At 67.1% G+C, this 18,194-nt stretch carries 14 protein-coding genes; 8 read left to right on the forward strand and 6 right to left on the reverse strand.

The features are described 5' to 3' along the window. Positions 1-115: 115 nt before the first annotated feature. Both ASE31_RS18695 and ASE31_RS18700 read left to right on the forward strand, forming a co-directional pair. The gene (locus tag ASE31_RS18695) at positions 116-319 is read left to right on the forward strand and encodes a DUF2892 domain-containing protein (protein ID WP_057203336.1); all 204 of its coding nucleotides are present in this window, start codon (positions 116-118) and stop codon (positions 317-319) included. Positions 320-562: 243 nt separating this feature from the next. Beyond that, the gene (locus ASE31_RS18700) at positions 563-1,168 is read left to right on the forward strand and encodes a hypothetical protein (protein WP_057203337.1); all 606 of its coding nucleotides are present in this window, start codon (positions 563-565) and stop codon (positions 1,166-1,168) included. Between the two features lie 300 nt (positions 1,169-1,468). Here ASE31_RS18700 and ASE31_RS18705 read toward each other — a convergent pair whose 3' ends face one another. Next, positions 1,469-2,356: a LysR substrate-binding domain-containing protein gene (locus ASE31_RS18705; protein WP_057203338.1), complete on the reverse strand. Its 888-nt coding sequence runs from the start codon at positions 2,354-2,356 to the stop codon at positions 1,469-1,471. A gap of 115 nt (positions 2,357-2,471) precedes the next feature. Here ASE31_RS18705 and ASE31_RS18710 point away from each other — a divergent pair, with 115 nt between their 5' ends. Both ASE31_RS18710 and ASE31_RS31755 read left to right on the forward strand, forming a co-directional pair. Beyond that, positions 2,472-2,795, forward strand: a complete 324-nt coding sequence (locus ASE31_RS18710; protein ID WP_057203339.1) for an antibiotic biosynthesis monooxygenase — start codon at positions 2,472-2,474, stop codon at positions 2,793-2,795. 245 nt (positions 2,796-3,040) lie between these two features. Further along, positions 3,041-3,187, forward strand: coding sequence for a hypothetical protein (locus ASE31_RS31755; protein ID WP_157412555.1), 147 nt, complete (start codon positions 3,041-3,043; stop codon positions 3,185-3,187). A 1-nt stretch (position 3,188) separates the two neighbouring features. Here ASE31_RS31755 and ASE31_RS18715 read toward each other — a convergent pair whose 3' ends face one another. Beyond that, on the reverse strand, positions 3,189-4,427 hold the full coding sequence (locus ASE31_RS18715; RefSeq protein WP_369819472.1) for an MgtC/SapB family protein: 1,239 nt from the start codon (positions 4,425-4,427) through the stop codon (positions 3,189-3,191). 309 nt (positions 4,428-4,736) lie between these two features. Between ASE31_RS18715 and ASE31_RS18720 the strand changes: the two genes are divergently transcribed. Together ASE31_RS18720 and ASE31_RS31760 are read left to right on the forward strand one after the other, a co-directional pair. After that, positions 4,737-5,174, forward strand: a complete 438-nt coding sequence (locus ASE31_RS18720; protein WP_057203341.1) for a universal stress protein — start codon at positions 4,737-4,739, stop codon at positions 5,172-5,174. Between the two features lie 93 nt (positions 5,175-5,267). After that, entirely contained in the window at positions 5,268-5,417 is a 150-nt protein-coding gene (locus ASE31_RS31760; RefSeq protein WP_157412556.1) for a hypothetical protein, read from the forward strand. 14 nt (positions 5,418-5,431) lie between these two features. Here the strand turns inward: ASE31_RS31760 and ASE31_RS18725 are convergent, their stop codons facing one another. Further along, positions 5,432-9,553, reverse strand: coding sequence for an S-layer family protein (locus ASE31_RS18725; RefSeq protein WP_057203342.1), 4,122 nt, complete (start codon positions 9,551-9,553; stop codon positions 5,432-5,434). A 230-nt stretch (positions 9,554-9,783) separates the two neighbouring features. Here ASE31_RS18725 and ASE31_RS18730 point away from each other — a divergent pair, with 230 nt between their 5' ends. Next, positions 9,784-10,332, forward strand: a complete 549-nt coding sequence (locus tag ASE31_RS18730) for a dihydrofolate reductase family protein (protein ID WP_057203343.1) — start codon at positions 9,784-9,786, stop codon at positions 10,330-10,332. 214 nt (positions 10,333-10,546) lie between these two features. Here ASE31_RS18730 and ASE31_RS31115 read toward each other — a convergent pair whose 3' ends face one another. From ASE31_RS31115 to ASE31_RS18745, 3 genes are all read right to left on the reverse strand, one after another. Then, on the reverse strand, positions 10,547-14,704 hold the full coding sequence (locus ASE31_RS31115; RefSeq protein ID WP_082604248.1) for a fibronectin type III domain-containing protein: 4,158 nt from the start codon (positions 14,702-14,704) through the stop codon (positions 10,547-10,549). Positions 14,705-14,914: 210 nt separating this feature from the next. After that, positions 14,915-16,831 carry an ATP-binding protein gene (locus ASE31_RS18740; RefSeq protein ID WP_057203344.1) on the reverse strand — a complete coding sequence of 639 codons (1,917 nt, stop codon included), beginning with the start codon at positions 16,829-16,831 and terminating at the stop codon, positions 14,915-14,917. Between the two features lie 23 nt (positions 16,832-16,854). Continuing rightward, positions 16,855-17,547: a response regulator transcription factor gene (locus ASE31_RS18745; protein WP_057203345.1), complete on the reverse strand. Its 693-nt coding sequence runs from the start codon at positions 17,545-17,547 to the stop codon at positions 16,855-16,857. 263 nt (positions 17,548-17,810) lie between these two features. Between ASE31_RS18745 and ASE31_RS32075 the strand changes: the two genes are divergently transcribed. Beyond that, on the forward strand, positions 17,811-18,194 hold a 384-nt coding region (locus tag ASE31_RS32075; RefSeq protein WP_162261414.1), incomplete at its 3' end, for a hypothetical protein.

Genomic DNA, 18,194 nt, shown 5'->3' on the forward strand with positions numbered 1-18,194 from the left:
CCTGCCTCCCCGGCGCACAGCCGATTCCTCGGTTTCAGTGGACTATTGATTGATCTGCCTCAATGGGGACAGGGCCAGGACGCGCACCATGGGCCATGACCATCAAGGAGCTGCCATGTCATTTCTTCAAAGCAATGTCGGGGTATTGGACCGGGCCGTAAGGCTGGCTGCGGGGGTGCTGCTGATCAGCCTGGCCGCCATGGGAACCATTGGCCCCTGGGGCTACATCGGTTTCGTGCTGCTTCTCACAGGTGTCATGGGAACCTGCCCGATCTACTCCCTGATCGACTTCAGCACCTTCAAGCGCCAAAAGCCTTGACCTGCACACTGCTCCATCTTTGTGGAGGGGCCACTCGATGACGCCCCGTCTATGGATCATTGGCGCACTGGGCCTGGTGTGCGCGGCGGCAGCAATATGGTTGGCGGTGCGTATGTTCGTGGCGTGGATCACCTTCGATTGACCAGGCGCCACGCCCAACCGCACAGGCCGATGTCGCCGTGACGAAACGGGGCAGCGGCCACCTGCCCCAGCCCCTTTCATTCTTGTTGACAGGAGTTCCAGATGGCGCACCCACTGCCCAAATTCATTGTGCTCACCTTGGTCACGGCCAGCCTCACCGCCTTCGCAGCGCAAGCAGGCGATCCCTCAGCCCGGCCACCAGCACCCCAGGCCAACCCATCGGCAGACAGTGTGGCCGCAAGGGCAGCCCACGACGCAGAGATCGCGGCCCGACAGGCCACAGCGGCAGCCAAAGCCGCCGCAGACAAGAGCAGGATGGCCGCAGGCAAGGTTTCCAGGGCGCTGGCGCAAGGCATACAGCGGGCAGCGCGCAAGGCCGCCGAAGCAACGGTCCGGTTCGAAGAAAAAGCCGCCGCGTCGGCAGACAAGGCCATCGACCAGAGCAAAGAGGCTGCAATCCTCGCCCGCGCCGAGGCACGCAAAGCATCTGAACTGGCAAGTGAGGCGCTGCAAAAGGCTGACGACGCGGCCAAGCGGTCCTTGCAGGCGAGCAGGCAAGACACGCAGCAGGCAGCCCTTGCCACCCGAGAGGCGCTTGAACAGGCCGAACTTGCCATGCAGAAGGCGGCCAAAGCGGCGGCAGAAGCTTCATCGAAAGCCGCCAGGGCCTTGCGGCAGAGCGTCCACCGCAAGCGCGGGGAAGAGTGATGGCGCCTTGTGCCGCCAGGCTGCGTATTTCTGCCGCTGCTGAGCACCCAGTCCGGTGACAGTGGGAACGGCGGGCGCTGGCCACCCAGATCGGCTCAATTGCACACCCGCCAGCTGCCGCCAATCGGCATCTGCATCGCTCAGTTGCCCTGAGGTGGACCAAGGGAGGTGCACGACCGGTTGAATCCTTCGCCCCGAGCTGAATTTCAGCCTTGCCGCGAAGCAGACAACCGATGGCAGCTTTCTACCATCTGCAGACAACGCCAAGGATACGCCTGGACCAGGACTGACCGGGATGCGTCAATCGACGCGGCGTTGCCGCGGTGGCCGTTGCCCCTGCCGGATCAAATCTGCAAGGACCTTCACCTTGGGTTGTGGCGAATCCCTGCGCCAGATGAGCAAGGTCTTCACCGTTCGGAAGTCGCCCTTGAGCTTGTGCTCCGAAAGCCTGGCGCGTTCGGTGTAAGTGTCCAGCACTGCCGTCGGAATGAGCGCGACGCCCATGCCCGCCACGCAACATCCAAGGATGGCGTGGTAAGACCCAAGCTCAATGATTCGACTCGGTGCCATGTTGTCTCGTGCACACCAGGCCTCCAGTCGCTGGCGATGCGGGCAGTCAGGTTCAAAGACCAGCAACGTGCCTTTTCGAATGTCATGGGCAGAGCGGATCGGCGGATGCCCGGCCGGTCCGATGACGACCAGTTGCTCCGTGTACGCCACCAGGCTGTCCAGCTGCGGGTCGGACACGGGTTCTGCCACCAGCGCCGCGTCCAGCTCGCCAGACAGCACGCGCGCCGTCAGCGGGCGCGGCGCGCCCGTGCGAAGTTCGATGGAAAGATCCGGGTAGCTATCGTGAATCTTTCCAATCAGCGACGGAAGGCGGATGGCGGCGGTGCTCTCCATCGCACCCAGATGAAGCACGCCACGCGGCACCTGCTCGTGCATTGCACCGCGCGCCTCCTCGGCCAAGGAGAGCAAGCGATTGGCGTATTCGAGCAACACTTTTCCTTGCGGCGACAACTGAAACTGCCGATTTTCCCGGTCAAAGAGTGTGACGCCGAGATTGCTTTCGAGATTTTTGATGCGCGTCGTGACATTGGACGGGACGCGATGGAGCAATGCAGACGCACGGGTGATGCCACCAGCCTCAGCCACAGCCTTGAAAACGCGCAGATCGGGCAAGTCCATATTCTCAATTCAAGAATGAAATGATTTTAATTATTCATTTTACGAGACGAAAGATGCTTTCTAGACTGCAATCACTTTGTCTTTGAAGTGCACACTTTGCGTTGAAAGAGGATCCATGTTCGTCACCGTTTTCAGATCCAGATTGAACGCCCAATTCCAGGGCGAATACCAGAAATCCGCAGCGCGGATGAGCGAGTTGGTCCGAGGCATTGCCGGCTACGTTTCGCACAAGGGCTTCACGGCCGACGACGGCGAACGGGTGACGATCGTGGAGTTTGAGTCCGAAGAAGGTCTAAAGGCCTGGGCGGCCCACCCAGAGCACGTTGGGGCCAAGAAGATGGGGCGACAGGTGTTCTTTGCGGAGTACCGCGTGCAGGTTTGCAACGTGGTGCGGGATTCGGCCAACCGCAAATCGGCAGCGGTCCGCCCTGATGCTTGAGCGTAGCCAAAGCACCTGTGCGGATGGGATGGTTCGTGTGGCGGAGCAACGCCGCGATAGTCCGCATCGCGTTTCGCGGTGCAACGCAGTCTGGCGATTGATGGAGCACTTGTGGAAGGCCCAGTGCACACGGGCTGAGCGCGGGGAGAGGTCCGTTCCGTACTACTGAATGCGCAGGTCTGGCAGGCCCACTCGGTACGGCGCCTTTGCTGCGGCCTTGTCCTTGTAGCGGTCTGCATCTGCCCATGGCTCTGATGGATGCGGATCTTGGCCACGCGCCGCTGTTCGCAGCGCGGGTCGAAGGCATGGACCCAGTGGTCATGGCTGACTATGTCAGCCGCTACCTGCTTGCGGCTTGGTGCCCATCAAGGGACTGGCAAGTTGAACAGTGAATCACCCCCGCACGGTCCACCACGCCGTCAGCGATGCGAGGGCCAGGCTGCACGCCAGCGCCCCAGCGATGCGTGCGGCGAACCATTTGCCACCCGCTACGGCTGCCACCACGCAACGGGTCAACGTGTTGGCACCTATGGCCACCAGCACGCCTGCGATCCAGTGATCGGCAGATACACGGCCGGCGGCATGCAGCGCGGCCAGCGCGGCGATGGAGGCGTGGGGATCGAGCAGCGCTGCCAACGCCACGCCGATGCTGCCTGCCGTGTCGCCCAGATGGCGCTGGGCGTTTCCTACCAGCAAGGTCACACCCGCAAGTACCAGCGCGACCAGAATGGCCTCGCGGGGGCGCAGGGCGGAGCCCTTGCTGTCCGGCAGCGCCTCGGGTGGGGCGGCTGCATGGCGGGCAAGAACTGCGCCGCACGCAGCCGCCCCCACCGCCCCAGCAAGTGCACTGGGCAGCAGTGCCCACGCGGCACTTGGTGAGAGCGCCGCCGACAGCATCAAGGCCTGCAGCCAGGTGGCAGATGCCGAGACAGCGCCGCTCCCCGCCAGGACCGACAGCTGCTGCGGCTGGGCACGGGCCCGGCTGCCCAGCGATGCAATGCACGCCGTGCTGGAGACAAAGCCCGAAACGAGGCCTGCCAGCAGCGGCCCGCCGCGGGGGCCCAGCCTGCGCAGCGCGACCTGGCCGCCCGCCTGCATCGCCAGGATCAGCAGCACCATCGCGGCCAGCGGGCGCGGATTGATGCCACCCAGCATGTCCATTGGACGCGATGGAACCAGCGGCAAAAGGATCAGCGCCAGGGCGATCAGCAGCAAGCCATCATGCAGCTCCTGCTCGCTGAGCAACTCGGTCGCGAACCGGTGGAGATGGCTGCGCGCGGCCAGCAGCGCAGCCAGGCCGGCACCACAGGCTGCACCCAGCGGCGGTGAAATGGCCGACTGCACCCCGATCAGGTAGGTGACGAACAGGGCCATCTCGGTGGTCAGCCCCGGGTCTTTCGAGCGGCTTTTGAAATAGGCAATCACCGCCAGCAGGGTCACCAGCAGCGCGCCCACCGCGACCAGGCCCGGCACTGGCAGGCTTTGCGCCAACGCCCCGCAGACGGCGGCAACGGCAAAGCTGCGCACACCGGCCACTTCGCGGTCGTCGCCTTGCCCCTTGCGCCGTTCGCGCTCGGTGCCGATGAGAAGACCGACACCCAGCGCCACGGCCAGGCCGAGGGCCGGGAGCATGGTTGCCTGGCTGCTGGCAGTCGAATCCATCAGACACCTTTCTGGATGGCCTGCGACGCGCAACAGCACACATCCTTCAAGGCCAGAGGCCGCGCGTGCAGGACATCGATCATCTTCGCGAGCCACGCACCGGGGGGACTTGATGCGGATCAAGAAACAACGCATCGCCGCTGCGCTGCTCCCCTGCCCAAGCCACGCCAGGCAGTACGACGGCAAAAAAAGCCAGCTGTATCCGCCGAGGATGACCGAGGTCAATGGATGCGCGCATCGGTCCATCCATGATGGAGCCCCCACCCCAAGGAGAACCCCATGTTCAAGCGCATTCTCGTTCCCGTCGATGGAAGCCAGACCTCCAACAAGGCACTCGTCACCGCGCTCGGGCTGGCGCGGGAATGTGGTGCCGTGGTGCGCCTGGTGCATGCCATCGACGACCTGGCACTGATTTCCGGCTACGACTACAGCGTCGATCTCCTCTCGGTTGCACGCAACCAGGCACACGGCCTTTTGGCCGATGCGATGGCGATTGCCCGCTCTTCTGGGGTGGAATCAGACTCCGTGCTGGCGGAGATTCCTGGCGTGCGGCTCGGTGAAACGGTGGCCATTCAGGCCCGCGAATGGAAGGCAGACCTGATCGTGCTCGGAACCCATGGGCGCAAAGGCCTGGGAAGGGTGCTAATGGGGAGCGGTGCTGAACAGGTGATCCGGACTGCCCCGGTTCCCGTGCTGGTGGTGCGCGGCGACGAATAGAGCGCTCGCGCCGAACGTTTTGCATCCATTGGCACACGGATGCTGACCAAGCATGCAGGTGCCAATCCCCTGAGCCACCACCAAGGAACCACCATGACCGAAAAGCCCGAGCGCCCATGCTCTCCGCGCGATCTCATGGCACGGCACAGCGAGTGGCTTCACTTCGGGGTGGACAGTCAGCAACCGGATGATCGCCGGCGCAGCCATGATGCGCGCCAAGCAGGCAAGAGCCCTCAGACCTGACAGTCTGCACGCTCCTAAGCGTACATGTTCTGGTTCACCATATTCAGGATGGAGACGCTACTGCTGTCAATCACGCCCACCTGCATTACCATCCAGCTCTGCCCGGCACCCCCTAAGGTGTCTTCCACGTAGTAGATGGACCCAAGGGCGTTATTGCTGGCACTGCCGCTCGAGAACGAGAAGATCACCGCTTTGCCGTCGTTGGCGATGAGTACCTCGCCGGCGACTCCCGTGCTGGCCGTCTTGATGTCGTTAGTGCTCAGGCTTGTGGACCCGTGGCGCACACCGATCCTTTCGCCAGTCGTCAGGTCCAGGCGCACGCCGGAATCCGTCGCAAGCACCGCAGCACCCTTCAGAGTGCCCGGTGCGCCCAGAAACGCCGAGAAATCGAACTTGCCGCTGCTGAGCACGCCCTGCAGGGTGTCACTGCCATTGTTAGAAGCCGTTGCCTCGAAGACATAGGTGGCGGCGCTGCCGGCGGTGGTGAGGGTGTCGTTGCCGCCGCCGCCGCGCAGTATGTCGGCACCGCCATTGCCCACCAGGGTATCGGCATCTGATGTGCCCGTGAGCGTATTGGCGCCGGTGTTGCCACTCAGCGTAACTGGGCCCTGCGTGCGGGTGCTGGCGTTGATGTTTTCGCTGGTCGTGCCGGTGCTGGTCCCTGCAACGCCGGTGGAAATATAGAAGGAGTTGATGCCGCTGAAATTGTTGCCGACCACCAGTGTCTCGCCTGCGGTCGATGCAAACACCACGCTGTCGCTGCCGCCGCCGCTGATCAGCGAGTCGCTGGCGGCCTCCGCCGCGGAGCCGAAGAAGAAGCTGTCGTTGCCGCTACCACCGAAGATGGTGTCCGCGCCCGAGCCGCCGTGAAAGCTGTTGGTGCCCGCGCCCACGCCCTTGAGCGTCATGGCCTGGGACACCCCCCTCAGGTCGAAGCTGCCGGACGAGGTGTTCTTCGTGTCGCCCGAAAGATCAATGGTGGTCACGCCACCCAGGTTGGAGTCGCTGTTGACAACGATGCTGTGCGCATAGCCTGTCGCGAACTGGCTTCGCGCCGTGATCTGCTCCACGTTCGTCATGCGCGTCAGGTCGGACGCGGTTGTCAGGGTGATGCCGCCGTCGATCTCGGCAGTGTCGATGTCGTTGCCGCCATCGACCAGGTCGAGCAGCGCGTTTGCCGACAGAAACTGCGCCATCGAACCGTACAGAAAAGTGTCGTTGCCGGCATCGCCGTTGAGGGTGTCGGCCCCGCCGCCGCCGGTGATGAAGTCCGCGCCGCCACCGGCGTTGACAGTGTCGATACCGCTGCCCAGGGTGATGGTGTTGGCCCCGGTACCGCCCGTCACCGTAAGTTTTCCCGTGGCGCTGCTGGCCAACAGATTGCCGTCCGCCAGTGCCACGCTGGCCGTGGAGTTGCCGGCCAATGCCAGCGACTTGCCGGCGGCCAGGGCTTGGGCGTCGATCGACTGCGCCGCACCCAGCGTGACCGCGTAGTTGGCGTTGGCAAGGGTGAAATGCTCCACCGCCGCGTGCAGGGTCTCGCTGCCACTGAGCGCCGTGGTGAGGATGATCCTGTCGTTGTTGCCTGTGGCGGTGATGCCGCCCGTGTTGAAGGCGTTGTACTGCGCCGCTGTCATGGTGACGGCGTCCGTCAGCGACAGGAGTTCGACCGTGCCGATGGTGGCGCCCGCGATGTTGGCGCCGTCGGTGGCTTTCAGCACGTCGGCACCGTTGGCCAGGGTATAGGAGCCGGTGACCGTGCTGCCGCCCACGTTGATCGTGGTGGCGTTGCCACTGCTGCCGGTGACCTTGGTGCCCGCCAGCACGGTGACGGTGTTCGGGCCGCCGGACGACACGTTGTAGGTTTCCACCTCTGCCTGGGCAGTGACCGCGCCGCCGGTGGTGATGGACACGAAGTCCGTTGATCCAGACGCGGAAATCTTGGTCAGCGCCTCGTGCTGGGCCTGCGTCATGGTGATCCCGCCGATCAGCGAGAGGTTTTCTGCCTCGGTGGCCGCACCGGCATTCACGCCGGAGATATTGGCGTTGGTGCCCGAGGCGACGATGGTGTCGCCTGTGTGGCCCAGCAACCAGGTGCTGCCAAGCACGTTGAGGTTGCCGACATCCACCGTCGTGGCGTTGGCCGCCGAGCCGGTGATTTTTGTCGCGATGGCAAGCGCCGTCAGCGTGTTGGCGCCGCCTCCCGAAAGGACATAGGTTTCGATGCCGGACTTTGCGGTAACGGCCCCGCCCGTTGTGATGGTCACCTCGTCCGAACCGCCGGTGGCACTGACGGAGGTAAACGCCTGGTGCTGTGCCTGCGACATGCTGATCGCACCGTTGATGGTGAGGTCCTTGGCCGTGGTGGCGCCGCCGCTGTTCACGCCCGAAAGGTTCACACCGTTGCCTGCGCTGATCGCGCCGGAGAAGCCGTTGAGGACGTAGTTGCCGGTGACTGCCAGGCCGGGGGCGATGACCAACGTCGCATCACCCGAACCGCCAATCACGTTGGTGGTCCCAAGCGTGATGAGGATGGTGTTCGGGGCACTGGAGTTTGCCACCCTGTAGGTTTCCACATCGGCGCGGGCTGTGACGGTGCCGGTGCCGCTGATGGTCACGCTGTTCGAAGAACCAGGCGCTGCGATTCTGGCCAGCGCCTCGTGCTGCGCCTGCGACATGAAGATGCTGCCAGTCAGCGCAAGCTTGTCCGCCGTGGTGGCGGCACCGCCGTTGACGAATTGGATGTTGGCGCCGTCGGTGGCGACCAGCGTGTCGTCGCTGGCGTGGCCAAGTGCCCAGGTGCCGGTGGGCGTGGCGCCGGCAATGTCCAGCGTGGTCCCGGTGCCGGCAGGGCTGCTCACATCCTGCCCCACGGCGCCCAGAGTCACGCTGTTGGCGAAGTTGCCCAGCGCGAAGGATTCAACGCTGGCGGCCAGCGTGCCGCTGGCCTGGGTGGTCAGGGTCACCACCTGGGTGCCCGTGGTGCCATCGGCCAGCGCGGCCTGCGCCGCCGTCATGGTGTAGTTGCCGCCGGCCAGCACGATGCTGTCGATGCCGGATACCGAGATGGCCGAGATGTCGCCGGGCGTGGTGGCGCTGGCGATCACGCTGTCCGCGCCGTGGGCCTTGAGCGTGGCGGCCACGCCACCACCCAGGGCGGCCAGTGTGTCGCGCACGGTGGTGGTGCCCGCGTCGGTCAGCGTGCCCGCGGCCCCGCCGGTGCCGATGCGCCCGATGGCCGCCTGGGCGGCCGTGAGGGTGTAGTTCTGTCCGCTGGTGAGGGCGAAGCCGCCGACGCCGGTGCCGGTGAACGCGGTAAGGTCTTCGCCACCCGCATTGGCCACCACCAGGGCGGTGCCCGCGCCGGAGAACGCCTTGCCATTGGCCAGCGCGCTGCTCAGAGCAAGGGTAGAGCCTGCGGGCACGGCGAAGCCTGCCAGTGGACCCGTGATCGTGGCGGTGCCCGCGCTGCCACCGCTGCTGGTGAAGGTGAAGGTGCCGCCCGCCTCGGTCACGTCGATCTGCGTGCCCGCAGTGGTGAACGAGGCGGTGTCGCCCACGCCCTTGGTCACGGCGAACACCGGTGGTGGCCCGCCACCGCCTGCATCGGGCACCAACGGCTGGTCGAGCACCAGCTTGGCCGCGGCCACCGAGGCCGGGTCCTGCGTCACGTTCTCCAGCACCTTGGCCAGGGCCGCGAAGTCGGTTTCCGTGCGGCCCGCGATCTGGGTGTGGTAGTAGGCCACCTCGGCCTTGTTCTCCAGCAACGCGCGTGCTGCGGCGTACTGCGCCGGCACGGTGGGCGATGCGAGGGCCTGCACGGCGGCCAGCATGATCTGCTGCGGCGGTGTACCCGTGTTGAAGAGGTCTGCCGCCAGGCGGTGCAGCCCTGCATCGGCCGCCAGGCCCATGCCGGCCAGGAACTGGGTGGCGAAGGCGTCGCCCACCATGCCGGCCGGGTAGCGCGCCTGGAACTGCGGCAGCCCCGCCAGCGCCGAGGCCAGATCGGGCAGGCTGTGGCCCACGTCTTCGTAGGTTTTGACCAACAGCGGCATGAAGGCACTGCCGGGGGAAATGCCCAGCATGCTGACGACGAGTTTGATGAGCAGCTTCTGCTCTTGCGTACTGACCGCCATGGGGCTTCTCCTGCAGGCTTGTGGTTACATGGGCCGCGGAGATGCGGAACAGTGGTGTCGAACATAGTGGCGCCATGCCCCCTGGATGCCCCCAGAACAGGTAACAATGGCAGGCTTTACACCCGATCATCACCGTTCGGCCCTGCAGTGGCTGCAAAAATGGCAAGCCCATTTCTGGATTGACGCCATACACTGCGAAAAGATCCCATTCATCACCCCCCTCCCCTGCGATGCGCCCCCTCCGGTACTCCATCAACGTCACCCTGGACGGGTGCTGCGACCACCGCGCCATGCCTGCGGACGAGGAGCTGCACCGCCACGCGGTCGAAAACCTCGAACGGGCCGATGCCCTGCTCTTCGGGCGGGTCATCTACCAAATGATGGAGGCCGCGTTCCGACCCGCCGCATCGACCGAACCACGGCCTGGCTGGACGGACCCGTTTGCCCGAACCATCGACGCGGCCAAGAAGTACGTCGTGTCGAGCACCCTGGCACAGGTTGAATGGAACGCGGAGCTCCTGCTCGGGGACTTGGGCGCTGCCGTTCAGCAGCTCAAGCAGCAGCCTGGCAAGGGGCTGTTCACCGGGGGCGTGCAGCTGCCGATGGCGCTGGCGCAGCTGGGGTTGATCGACGAGTACGAGTTCGTGGTGCACCCCCGGCTGGTGGGCCATGGGCCGACCCTGTTCGCGGGGCTGTCGAAGTACGTGGACCTGGAGCTGGTGGATCGGGTGGAGTTTGGCTCGGGGGCCGTGGCGATGCGGTATGTGCCGCGCAGGTAGGAGCGTGCGCGGCGGAAGGCATCGAAGCAAAACGTCCGAAAGCCGGGGATCGCTGGCTAATACCGACAAACCCAGGTGGGCCCCTGGACGCCAGAGGTAAACCCCGGCGAGACCGGTTTATCGGGCGTTGCAGCCGATGCTCCTTCTGCCGCGCACGCTCCTGGGCGTGGGAACGGCGCCCCACGCGCTCCCCCAGGGTCGGTTCATCGATCAGTCAGTCAGCGATGCGCACGCCCTGCACCTGGTTGCCCAGCTTGAAGTACAGCACACCATCGGCGCCCAGCGTCCAGGGCGCCGTCTGCCTCGCGGCACCGCCTTCGGGCAGCACCCACTGCGGCACCAGGCGCCATTGGGTGCCGCCAAGCGTCAGCGTCATCGATCCATCGCTGGCCGATGGCTGCACCGCCAGCATTGCGCCCGGCAGGGCAGCTCCCAGGATCGCGCTGGCCTGCGTTGGGCTCAGCAGCGCCGGCAGCAGCCACTGCCGCGCGCTCTGCCCTGTCTGCAGGTAGATGCGGCCTTGTTCATCCACGCCGATCTGCGGGGTGCCGGTGGCCGCGCCTGCGCCCATCCAGTCGGGCCGCAGCACGTAGGTCTGCCCACCGGTGCGCAGTTGCAGCACGCCTTCAGCGCCGAGCTTGGTCTTCGCATCGGGCAGCAATGCCGTGATGGCTTGGGCCAGGCCCGCCAGGTCGACCACTGCGGGCGCAAACTGCACCACCACCCCGCCGCGCACCCAGCGCAGCAGGCCCAGCGGGGTGAAGGTGATGCCATCGGGTAGGCGCGCATCGATGGTGATGGGCTGCACGGGCAGCAGTTGCAACACCTGCCCGCCATCGCGCACCAGCACCACGCCCGAGGGGGTGGTCTCCAGACCCACGGCAAGGTTCGCGCCCGAGAGGCGGGTGACCGGGCCAGCCAGGCGCGCATAGGCCGCGCCGTCCACGGTGATGCTGGCCGGCAGGTTGGCAAACGCCATGGCATCGCCCACCTGCTGTGCATCGCCCCTGAGCGAACCGAGCGCAATGGACACCAGCTTGCCCTGTGCGTCCACCTGCAGGCGCTCGCCCGCCAGCAGGCCCTGGCTGCCCACCTGCGGCAGGCCGCCTGGCGGCGGTACGAGCGAGCCGACCACCACCGCAACCAACAGCGGCTGCGCCTCGATGCGCGTGCCTGCAGCCCCCGAACTGAGCAGCACCTCGCCCGCCAGCGCCATGGGCTGGCCTGCCGAGCTGCTGGTCATGCTTGCCCAGCCCTGCAGCACCACCAGCACCAGCACGCTCTGGCCGTTGACCTGGGCCACCTGCAACTGGGTGCCGGGCAGGGCCTGCACCGTGAGCGGCTGGCCGTTGACCGTGACCTGCAGCGTGACCGGCGTGGTGCCCGTGCCGGGCAGAACGATGGTGCCGCCCACCGCCCCTGGGCCCACGATGATCGGCAGGTTGGGGTCTGTGATGGTGGTGACGCCCGTGCTGTTGACGCTGACCGTGGTGGGTGCGCCACCGCCGGCGGGCGAGGCGGTCGTGACCGGGGCGCTGGCGGCCGATGCCACGCTGTCGCCCGCGCCATTGGTCGCCTTGACCGTGAAGGTGTAGGCCGTGCCACTGGCAAGCCCCGTCACTGTGCAGGTGGTGGGCAGCGGGCTGCCGGTGGTGACCGTGCAGGTCTTTGCCGGGTTGGCCACTGCGGTCACCGTGTAAGCGGTGATGGCGCTGCCGCCATTGCTGGCGGGGGCCGTCCACGCCACCGTGGCCTGGGCAGTGCCGGCCGTGGCGGTCACTGCGGTGGGGGCGTCGGGGACGTCAACCACCAGCATGAGGCGCGAGCGGGTGGGTGCCGCCGCGAAGTAGGCGGCATCGGCGCCCGTGCCGCCGGCTTGGAGGGCCAGCACGCCGCACAGGTACCCGGTCTTGCCGGGCAGCACGGTCAGCGTGGTGCCGGCAACGGTGCAGACATCGGGGGTGAAGGTGTCGAATGCCACGGCCAGGCCGCTGCTGGCGGTGGCCAACAGGGTGGTCGAGGTGCCCGAGGCAGGCGAGCCAGCCGCCACAGGAAAGTCGATGGCCTGCGCTGCGGCGATGCGCGTTGGCAGGTTGCGGTTGGCCGTGCCCCCGTTGCCCAGTTGGCCGGTGCCGTTGTTCCCCCAGCACTGCACAGCCCCGGAGGTGGTCAGCGTGCAGGTGTGATCGCTCCCTACCGCAACAGACGCCACCCCGCTGGCCAGGCCCGTGACGGTTTGGGGCGTGGTTTTGTTGGTGGTGCTGCCATCGCCGTTGTTCCCCCAGCACTGCACGGCCCCGGCCGTGGTCAGCGCGCAGGTGTGCGCGCTCCCTGCCGCAATGGCCGCCATCCCGCTGGTCAAGCCCGTGACGGGGTGGGGTGTAGTTTTGCCGGTGAAGCTGCCATCGCCCAGTTGGCCAACGGCGTTGCTCCCCCAGCACTGCACGGCCCCGGCCGTGGTCAGCGCGCAGGTGTGGGAGCCCGCTGCCGCAATGGCCGCCACTCCGCTGGCCAGGCCCGTGACGGGCTGGGGCGCGCTCTGGTTGGTGGTGCTGCCATCGCCCAGTTGGCGACTACTGTTCCAGCCCCAGCACTGCACGGCCCCGGCAGTGGTCAGCGCGCAGGTGTGGTAATCCCCTGCCGCAATAGACGCCACCCCGCTGGCCAGGCCCGAGACGGGCTGGGGCGTGGTTTTGCTGGTGGTGCTGCCATCGCCCAGTTGGCCGAAAACGTTATGGCCCCAGCACTGCACGGCCCCGGCCGTGGTCAGCGCGCAGGTGTGAAACTGCCCTGCTGCAATGGTAGCCACCCCGCTGGCCAGGCCTGTAACCGGCTGGGGCGTGCTCCTGTTGGTGGCGCTGCCATCGCCCAACTGGCCGAGGTTGTTTTGGCCCCAGCAGTGCACAGCCCCGGCCGTGGTCACGGCGCAGGTGTGGGCAACTCCTGCCGCAATGGCCGCCACTCCGCTGGCCAGGCCCGTGACGGGCTGGGGCGTGCTCTTGTTGGTGGTGCTGCCATCTCCCAGTTGGCCCTCGCTGTTGCTCCCCCAGCACTGCACGGCCCCGGCCGTGGTCAGCGCGCAGGTGTAGAACTGCCCTGCCGCAATGGCCGCCACCCCGCTGGCCAGGATCGTGACGGGTTGGGGCGTATTCTTGTCGGTGGTGCCGCCATTGCCCAGCTCACCGTCACCGTTGTAGCCCCAGCACTGCAGGGCCCCGGCCGTGGTCAGCGCGCAGTTGTGGTAGCCCCCTGCCGCAATGGCCGCCACGCCGCTGGCCAGGCCCGAGACGGGCTGGGGCGTGCGCTTGTTGGTATTGCTGCCATCGCCCAGTTGGCTATCGACGTTGCTGCCCCAGCACTGCACGGCGCCGGCCGTGGTCAGCGCGCAGGTGTGGTCATCCCCGGGCGCGATGGCCGCCACTCCGCTGGCCAGGCCCGTGACGGGCTGGGGCGTGTTTTGGTTGGTGGTGCCGCCATCGCCCAGCTGGCCGAAAGCGTTCTTGCCCCAGCACTGCATGGCGCCGGCCGTGGTCAGCGCGCAGGTGTGGCTGTACCCCGCCGCAATGGCTGCCACCCCGCTGGCCAGGCCCGTGATGGGCTGGGGCGTGCTCTTGTTGGTGGTGCTGCCGTCGCCCAGTTGGCCTTCAGCGTTGTAGCCCCAGCACTGCACGGCCCCGGCCGCGGTCAGCGCGCAGGTGTGTTTGGCACCCGCCGAAATGGCCACCACCCCGCTGGCCAGGCCGGTGACGGGCTGGGGCGTGGTTCTGTCGGTGGTGCCGCCATCGCCCACTTGGCCGTTGAGGTTCAAGCCCCAGCACCGCACGGCCCCGGCCGTGGTCAGCGCGCAGGTGTGATTGGCTCCCACTGCAATGGCCGCCACTCCGCTGGCCAAGCTCGGGACGGGCTGGGGCGTGGTCTTGGCGCTGCTGATGGTGCCATCGCCCAGTTGGCCGTATGAGTTGTCGCCCCAGCACTGAACAGCCCCCGCCGTGGTCAGCGCGCAGGTGTGACCGTTCCCTGCCGCAATGGCCGCCACCCCGCTGGCCAGGCCGGTAACGGGCTGGGGCATGATCTTGTTGTTGCCGAAGCTGCCATCGCCCAGTTGGCCATACTGGTTGTAGCCCCAGCACAGCACCGCCCCGGCCGTGGTCAACGCGCACGTGTGAAGATATCCCCCAGCCACTTGCTGCACAGGCTGGCCCAGCACCGATGCCGGTACGGCCCCTTGCGCCCGCGCGGGCGTGGCAGCGGACAGCAGCAGCCAGGCCATCACCAGCCACAGCAGCAGGGCCCACGGGGTGGCGGCGCGCCGCCAGGCCAGGGCTCCCCCCGTGTCAGGGGTGCTTGAGAAGGGGGTCGGGCGGGTTGGCATGGGGGCAGCTTTCGTGACGGAAACGCCGGCGCAGGCTGCGCACAGGCGATGACGCCGGAATCTATCGGTTTGCGGCCGGCCTGTATGTCCCTAGAACTAGCTACAAGCGAAGCGGCGCAGCCCCTTGCGCAGGCGCCTGCACCCGCGTACACCGGGCCAGGCAGCGCAGAAAGGGAGTGCCGCCTGGGGCAGCAGGGGCCGCAGGGCCGGCTACGGCGCAGGCGGTTGGCCGGGCGCCTGCAGCGGCAGCCACAGCACGCAGCGCGTGCCGGCCGCCGTGCTGGCCCAGGACACGCTGGCGCCGATGGCGTCGGCCCGGCGCAGCTGGTTCTTCAGGCCGCGCCCGCGCGCCTGCAATGCGGCGTCGACATCGAAGCCGTGGCCGTCGTCCAGCACGCGCACCTCGATGCCGCCGGCGCTTTCCTCGCACTCGACGCGGATGCAGGAGGCCTGCGCGTGCTTGACCACGTTGGCAAAGCATTCCTGCAGAATGCGCAGCAGGTTCAGCGCGCTGCCGGCATCAAGCCACGCCAGGGGCGGCACGTCCTGCACCTCCCAGCGCAGCTCCATGCCCATGCCCTCCAGGCGCGGCGCAAGCCGAAAGCGCAGGGTGGCCAGCAGCAGCAGCAGGTCGGCGTCCACGGGCTCCATGGAGTCGATGGCCAGCTTGAGGTCGTCCATGCACTCGGCCAGCACCTGGGCCAGCTCTTCGCTGCCGGCCTTGCCGTGGCGCACCAGGTGCAGCGCGCTGGTGAGGGAGGAGCCCAGGCCGTCGTGCATGTCCTGCATCAGGCGCTGCCGCTCCTGCGCCAGGGTGGCGCGGTGCTCGGTCTCGCGCAGGCGCTCGTAGCTCAGGGCCAGCTCGCCCTCGCGCTCGCGCAGGCGGTGCTCCAGGTTGGCGTTCACGCGCTCCATGCCGTCCAGCGCCGCCAGGTAGCGGCGCAGCATGATGTACGAGAAGATGAAGAACACGCCGATGTTGCTGTAGGGCCCCAGGTAGATGCCTTCCACGCTGACCAGCAGGTTGCTCTGCAGCAGCCAGTCGTAGCCGCCGGACATCAGGCTGATGAGCCCCCAGCCGCCGAGCAGGCCGGCCTCTTTGGAGCCGACGCGCCAGGCATCGCGGCAGGCGACGCCCAGCAGCGTGGTGCCCAGCACAAGCAGCAGTGCGTACAGCAGCGGCGAAATGATCGCCGCATTGGGCGGCGCCGGCAGCAGTGGCAGCGTCAGCATGCTCACCAGCGCCGTGACCACGCAGGCCGTGATGGTGAGCCGGCGGTGGTGCACCCCATGCAGGTAGCTCAAAAACAGGTACGAGATCAGCACCTGCCAGAACAGCGCGCTCACGGTGAGCCCGCTGAACCATGCATCGCTGATCGGCAGCCGCTGGCGGCTCACGAAGTAGTGCAGTGTCCTCACAAATGCCACCACGGACGTGGCGAAGAACAGCAGGTACAGCGGCTCGTGCCGCCGCAGCAGCCACACGCCCAGCGCGAAGATGCCCGCCGCCACGAAGGCGGCGCTGCTCATGGCCGGAAAGTCGGACTGCAGCCAGTGGCGCGCCTGGTAGCGCCAGCCGATGGCCGCACTGGGCCCAACCCAGGCGCTGGACATGGCAGCACCGGTGTGCCGCAGGCGCTGGCCGCGGATCTGCACCTCGCGCACGGCGGGCGCGCCGGCCGTGCCCTGCAGGGGAATCCACAAGGGCAGGTTCACCGCGTTCCACAGGAATTTTGCGTCCGTCTGGTAGAGCAGCCGCCCATCGGCGTACACGGCTATCTGGCCGTCCGACTTCCAGCGCGGCAGGTACAGGTACAGGGGGCCGGCCTCAGGCGCGAGTGCGGGCACCGCCAGGCGGTACCAGACCTCGGTGGTCAACGGCTGGCCCTGCTGCTGCTGCTGAGGCACCTTGACCTGCGGCGACTGGGCAAACGGCAGCGCCACTGCCTCCCACCCGCCGCGCGGCATGTCGTCCCCTTGCAGCACGTACGGCGGGGGTGTGAAGCCCACGCTGGGGCGCTCCAGCCGCTGCGCCTGCACGATGTGCACCGCACCCTGATCGACAGGCGATGGCCCGGGGTCAGCCGCCTGCAGCGCGCCGCTGCACAGCAGGCACCATGCCAGCACAAAGGCGCGCGCCAGAGCGGTCTTCAGATCAGACCCCGCGCACGTGCCTCGTAGATCGCCTCGGCCTTGGAGCGCACCTTGAGCTTGGCGTACGTGCGCCGCACGAAGGTGAGCACGGTGTGGTGCGATACATCCAGCGCCCGCGCAATCTCTTCTGCCGTGAAACCCTTGGTGATGTACTGCAGCACCTCGCGCTCGCGGGCGGACAGCATGGCGTGGGCATCGGCCTGCGCGGCCGCCTCTGGCGCCGGCACACCGGCCTGCTTGAAGCGCATCAGCACCTGCCTGGCGATCAACGGGCTGATCGGGCTGCCGCCCGCGTGCAGGCTGCGGATCTCGCCCACGATGCGCTCGGGCATGCTGTCCTTGAGCAGGTAGCCGCTGGCACCCGCCTCGATGGACTGCAGCACATGCGCCTCGTCGCCAAAGGCCGTGCTCACCATCACCGCGCAGCCGGGCCACCGCCGCGCAGCCGTCGCGATGGCTTCGATGCCCGAGCCATCGGGCAGGCCCAGGTCCACCAACAGCACATCGGCAGCAGGGCCGCCACCGTTCAGTGCGCGCAGCGCCTGCGCCAGCGTGTCGGCCACCCACAGCAGCTGCATGTCATCCGTCTGGCGGATCGCCGAGGCAACGGCCGCCTGGAAACGCGGGTCGTCCTCCACGAGTGCGATCTGGATGCTTGCGGGGTTGGTGATGGCAACGGTTTCTGGCATGGAACGGGGCGCTGGTCCTGTCGGTATGTCTGTTTGTCTGTCTGCCTATCTGTCGGGGCATGAAGGCCCGTGGAGTGTCCCACAGCACCGGCTTGCGCGCTGTCCCCAGTTCTAGTGACAAGCAGTGCTGGCCAGGCGCGCTGCCCCAGCCCACCCGCCCACGCAAGCGCACGCCTCGCGCTGGACAAGTTGTCCAGTACAGCGGGCCAGGCTTGCCTATGATCCGGGGCAATCCCGCCGCACCACGCCCCCACACCACACGCATGGCAACCCGTCAATCCAAGTGGACCGACCAGATCCATTCCCCCATCAGCGTACTGAACCATGCCCAGGGCCTGCACCTGGAGCGCTTTACCAGCGAAGACCTCGATGAGATCGCAGGCTGCGACGACGTGGTGGAGCTGTCGCTGCGCAGCAGCAAGATGGCCGAGCCGGTGGATCTGGCCCGCCTGGCCCACATCACCGGCCTGCGCAAGCTGAGCCTGGACAGGCTGAAGTTCACCAACCTTGCGGCACTGCGGGTGTTGCCCCATCTGCAGCCCGGTCCACTGAAACCGAGAAATCGGCTGTGCGCCGGGGTGGCCGCGGGATGCAGCGCAAGGCGCGGGCTGCGGCCAAGGCTGGCCGCCTTGGCAAAGCCCGCAACG

Origin of the sequence: Acidovorax sp. Root217 (assembly GCF_001428645.1) — a bacterium.
Lineage (GTDB): Bacteria > Pseudomonadota > Gammaproteobacteria > Burkholderiales > Burkholderiaceae_C > Acidovorax.

Coding starts and splice junctions, on each gene's coding strand:
- ASE31_RS18730 (WP_057203343.1), top strand. CDS start 9,784: ATGCGCCCCCTCCGGTACTCCATCAACGTCACCCTGGACGGGTGCTGC.
- ASE31_RS18745 (WP_057203345.1), bottom strand. CDS start 17,547: ATGCCAGAAACCGTTGCCATCACCAACCCCGCAAGCATCCAGATCGCA.
- ASE31_RS18710 (WP_057203339.1), top strand. CDS start 2,472: ATGTTCGTCACCGTTTTCAGATCCAGATTGAACGCCCAATTCCAGGGC.
- ASE31_RS18705 (WP_057203338.1), bottom strand. CDS start 2,356: ATGGACTTGCCCGATCTGCGCGTTTTCAAGGCTGTGGCTGAGGCTGGT.
- ASE31_RS18715 (WP_369819472.1), bottom strand. CDS start 4,427: ATGCTCCCGGCCCTCGGCCTGGCCGTGGCGCTGGGTGTCGGTCTTCTC.
- ASE31_RS31115 (WP_082604248.1), bottom strand. CDS start 14,704: ATGCCAACCCGCCCGACCCCCTTCTCAAGCACCCCTGACACGGGGGGA.
- ASE31_RS18720 (WP_057203341.1), top strand. CDS start 4,737: ATGTTCAAGCGCATTCTCGTTCCCGTCGATGGAAGCCAGACCTCCAAC.
- ASE31_RS31760 (WP_157412556.1), top strand. CDS start 5,268: ATGACCGAAAAGCCCGAGCGCCCATGCTCTCCGCGCGATCTCATGGCA.
- ASE31_RS18695 (WP_057203336.1), top strand. CDS start 116: ATGTCATTTCTTCAAAGCAATGTCGGGGTATTGGACCGGGCCGTAAGG.
- ASE31_RS18700 (WP_057203337.1), top strand. CDS start 563: ATGGCGCACCCACTGCCCAAATTCATTGTGCTCACCTTGGTCACGGCC.
- ASE31_RS31755 (WP_157412555.1), top strand. CDS start 3,041: ATGGCTCTGATGGATGCGGATCTTGGCCACGCGCCGCTGTTCGCAGCG.
- ASE31_RS18725 (WP_057203342.1), bottom strand. CDS start 9,553: ATGGCGGTCAGTACGCAAGAGCAGAAGCTGCTCATCAAACTCGTCGTC.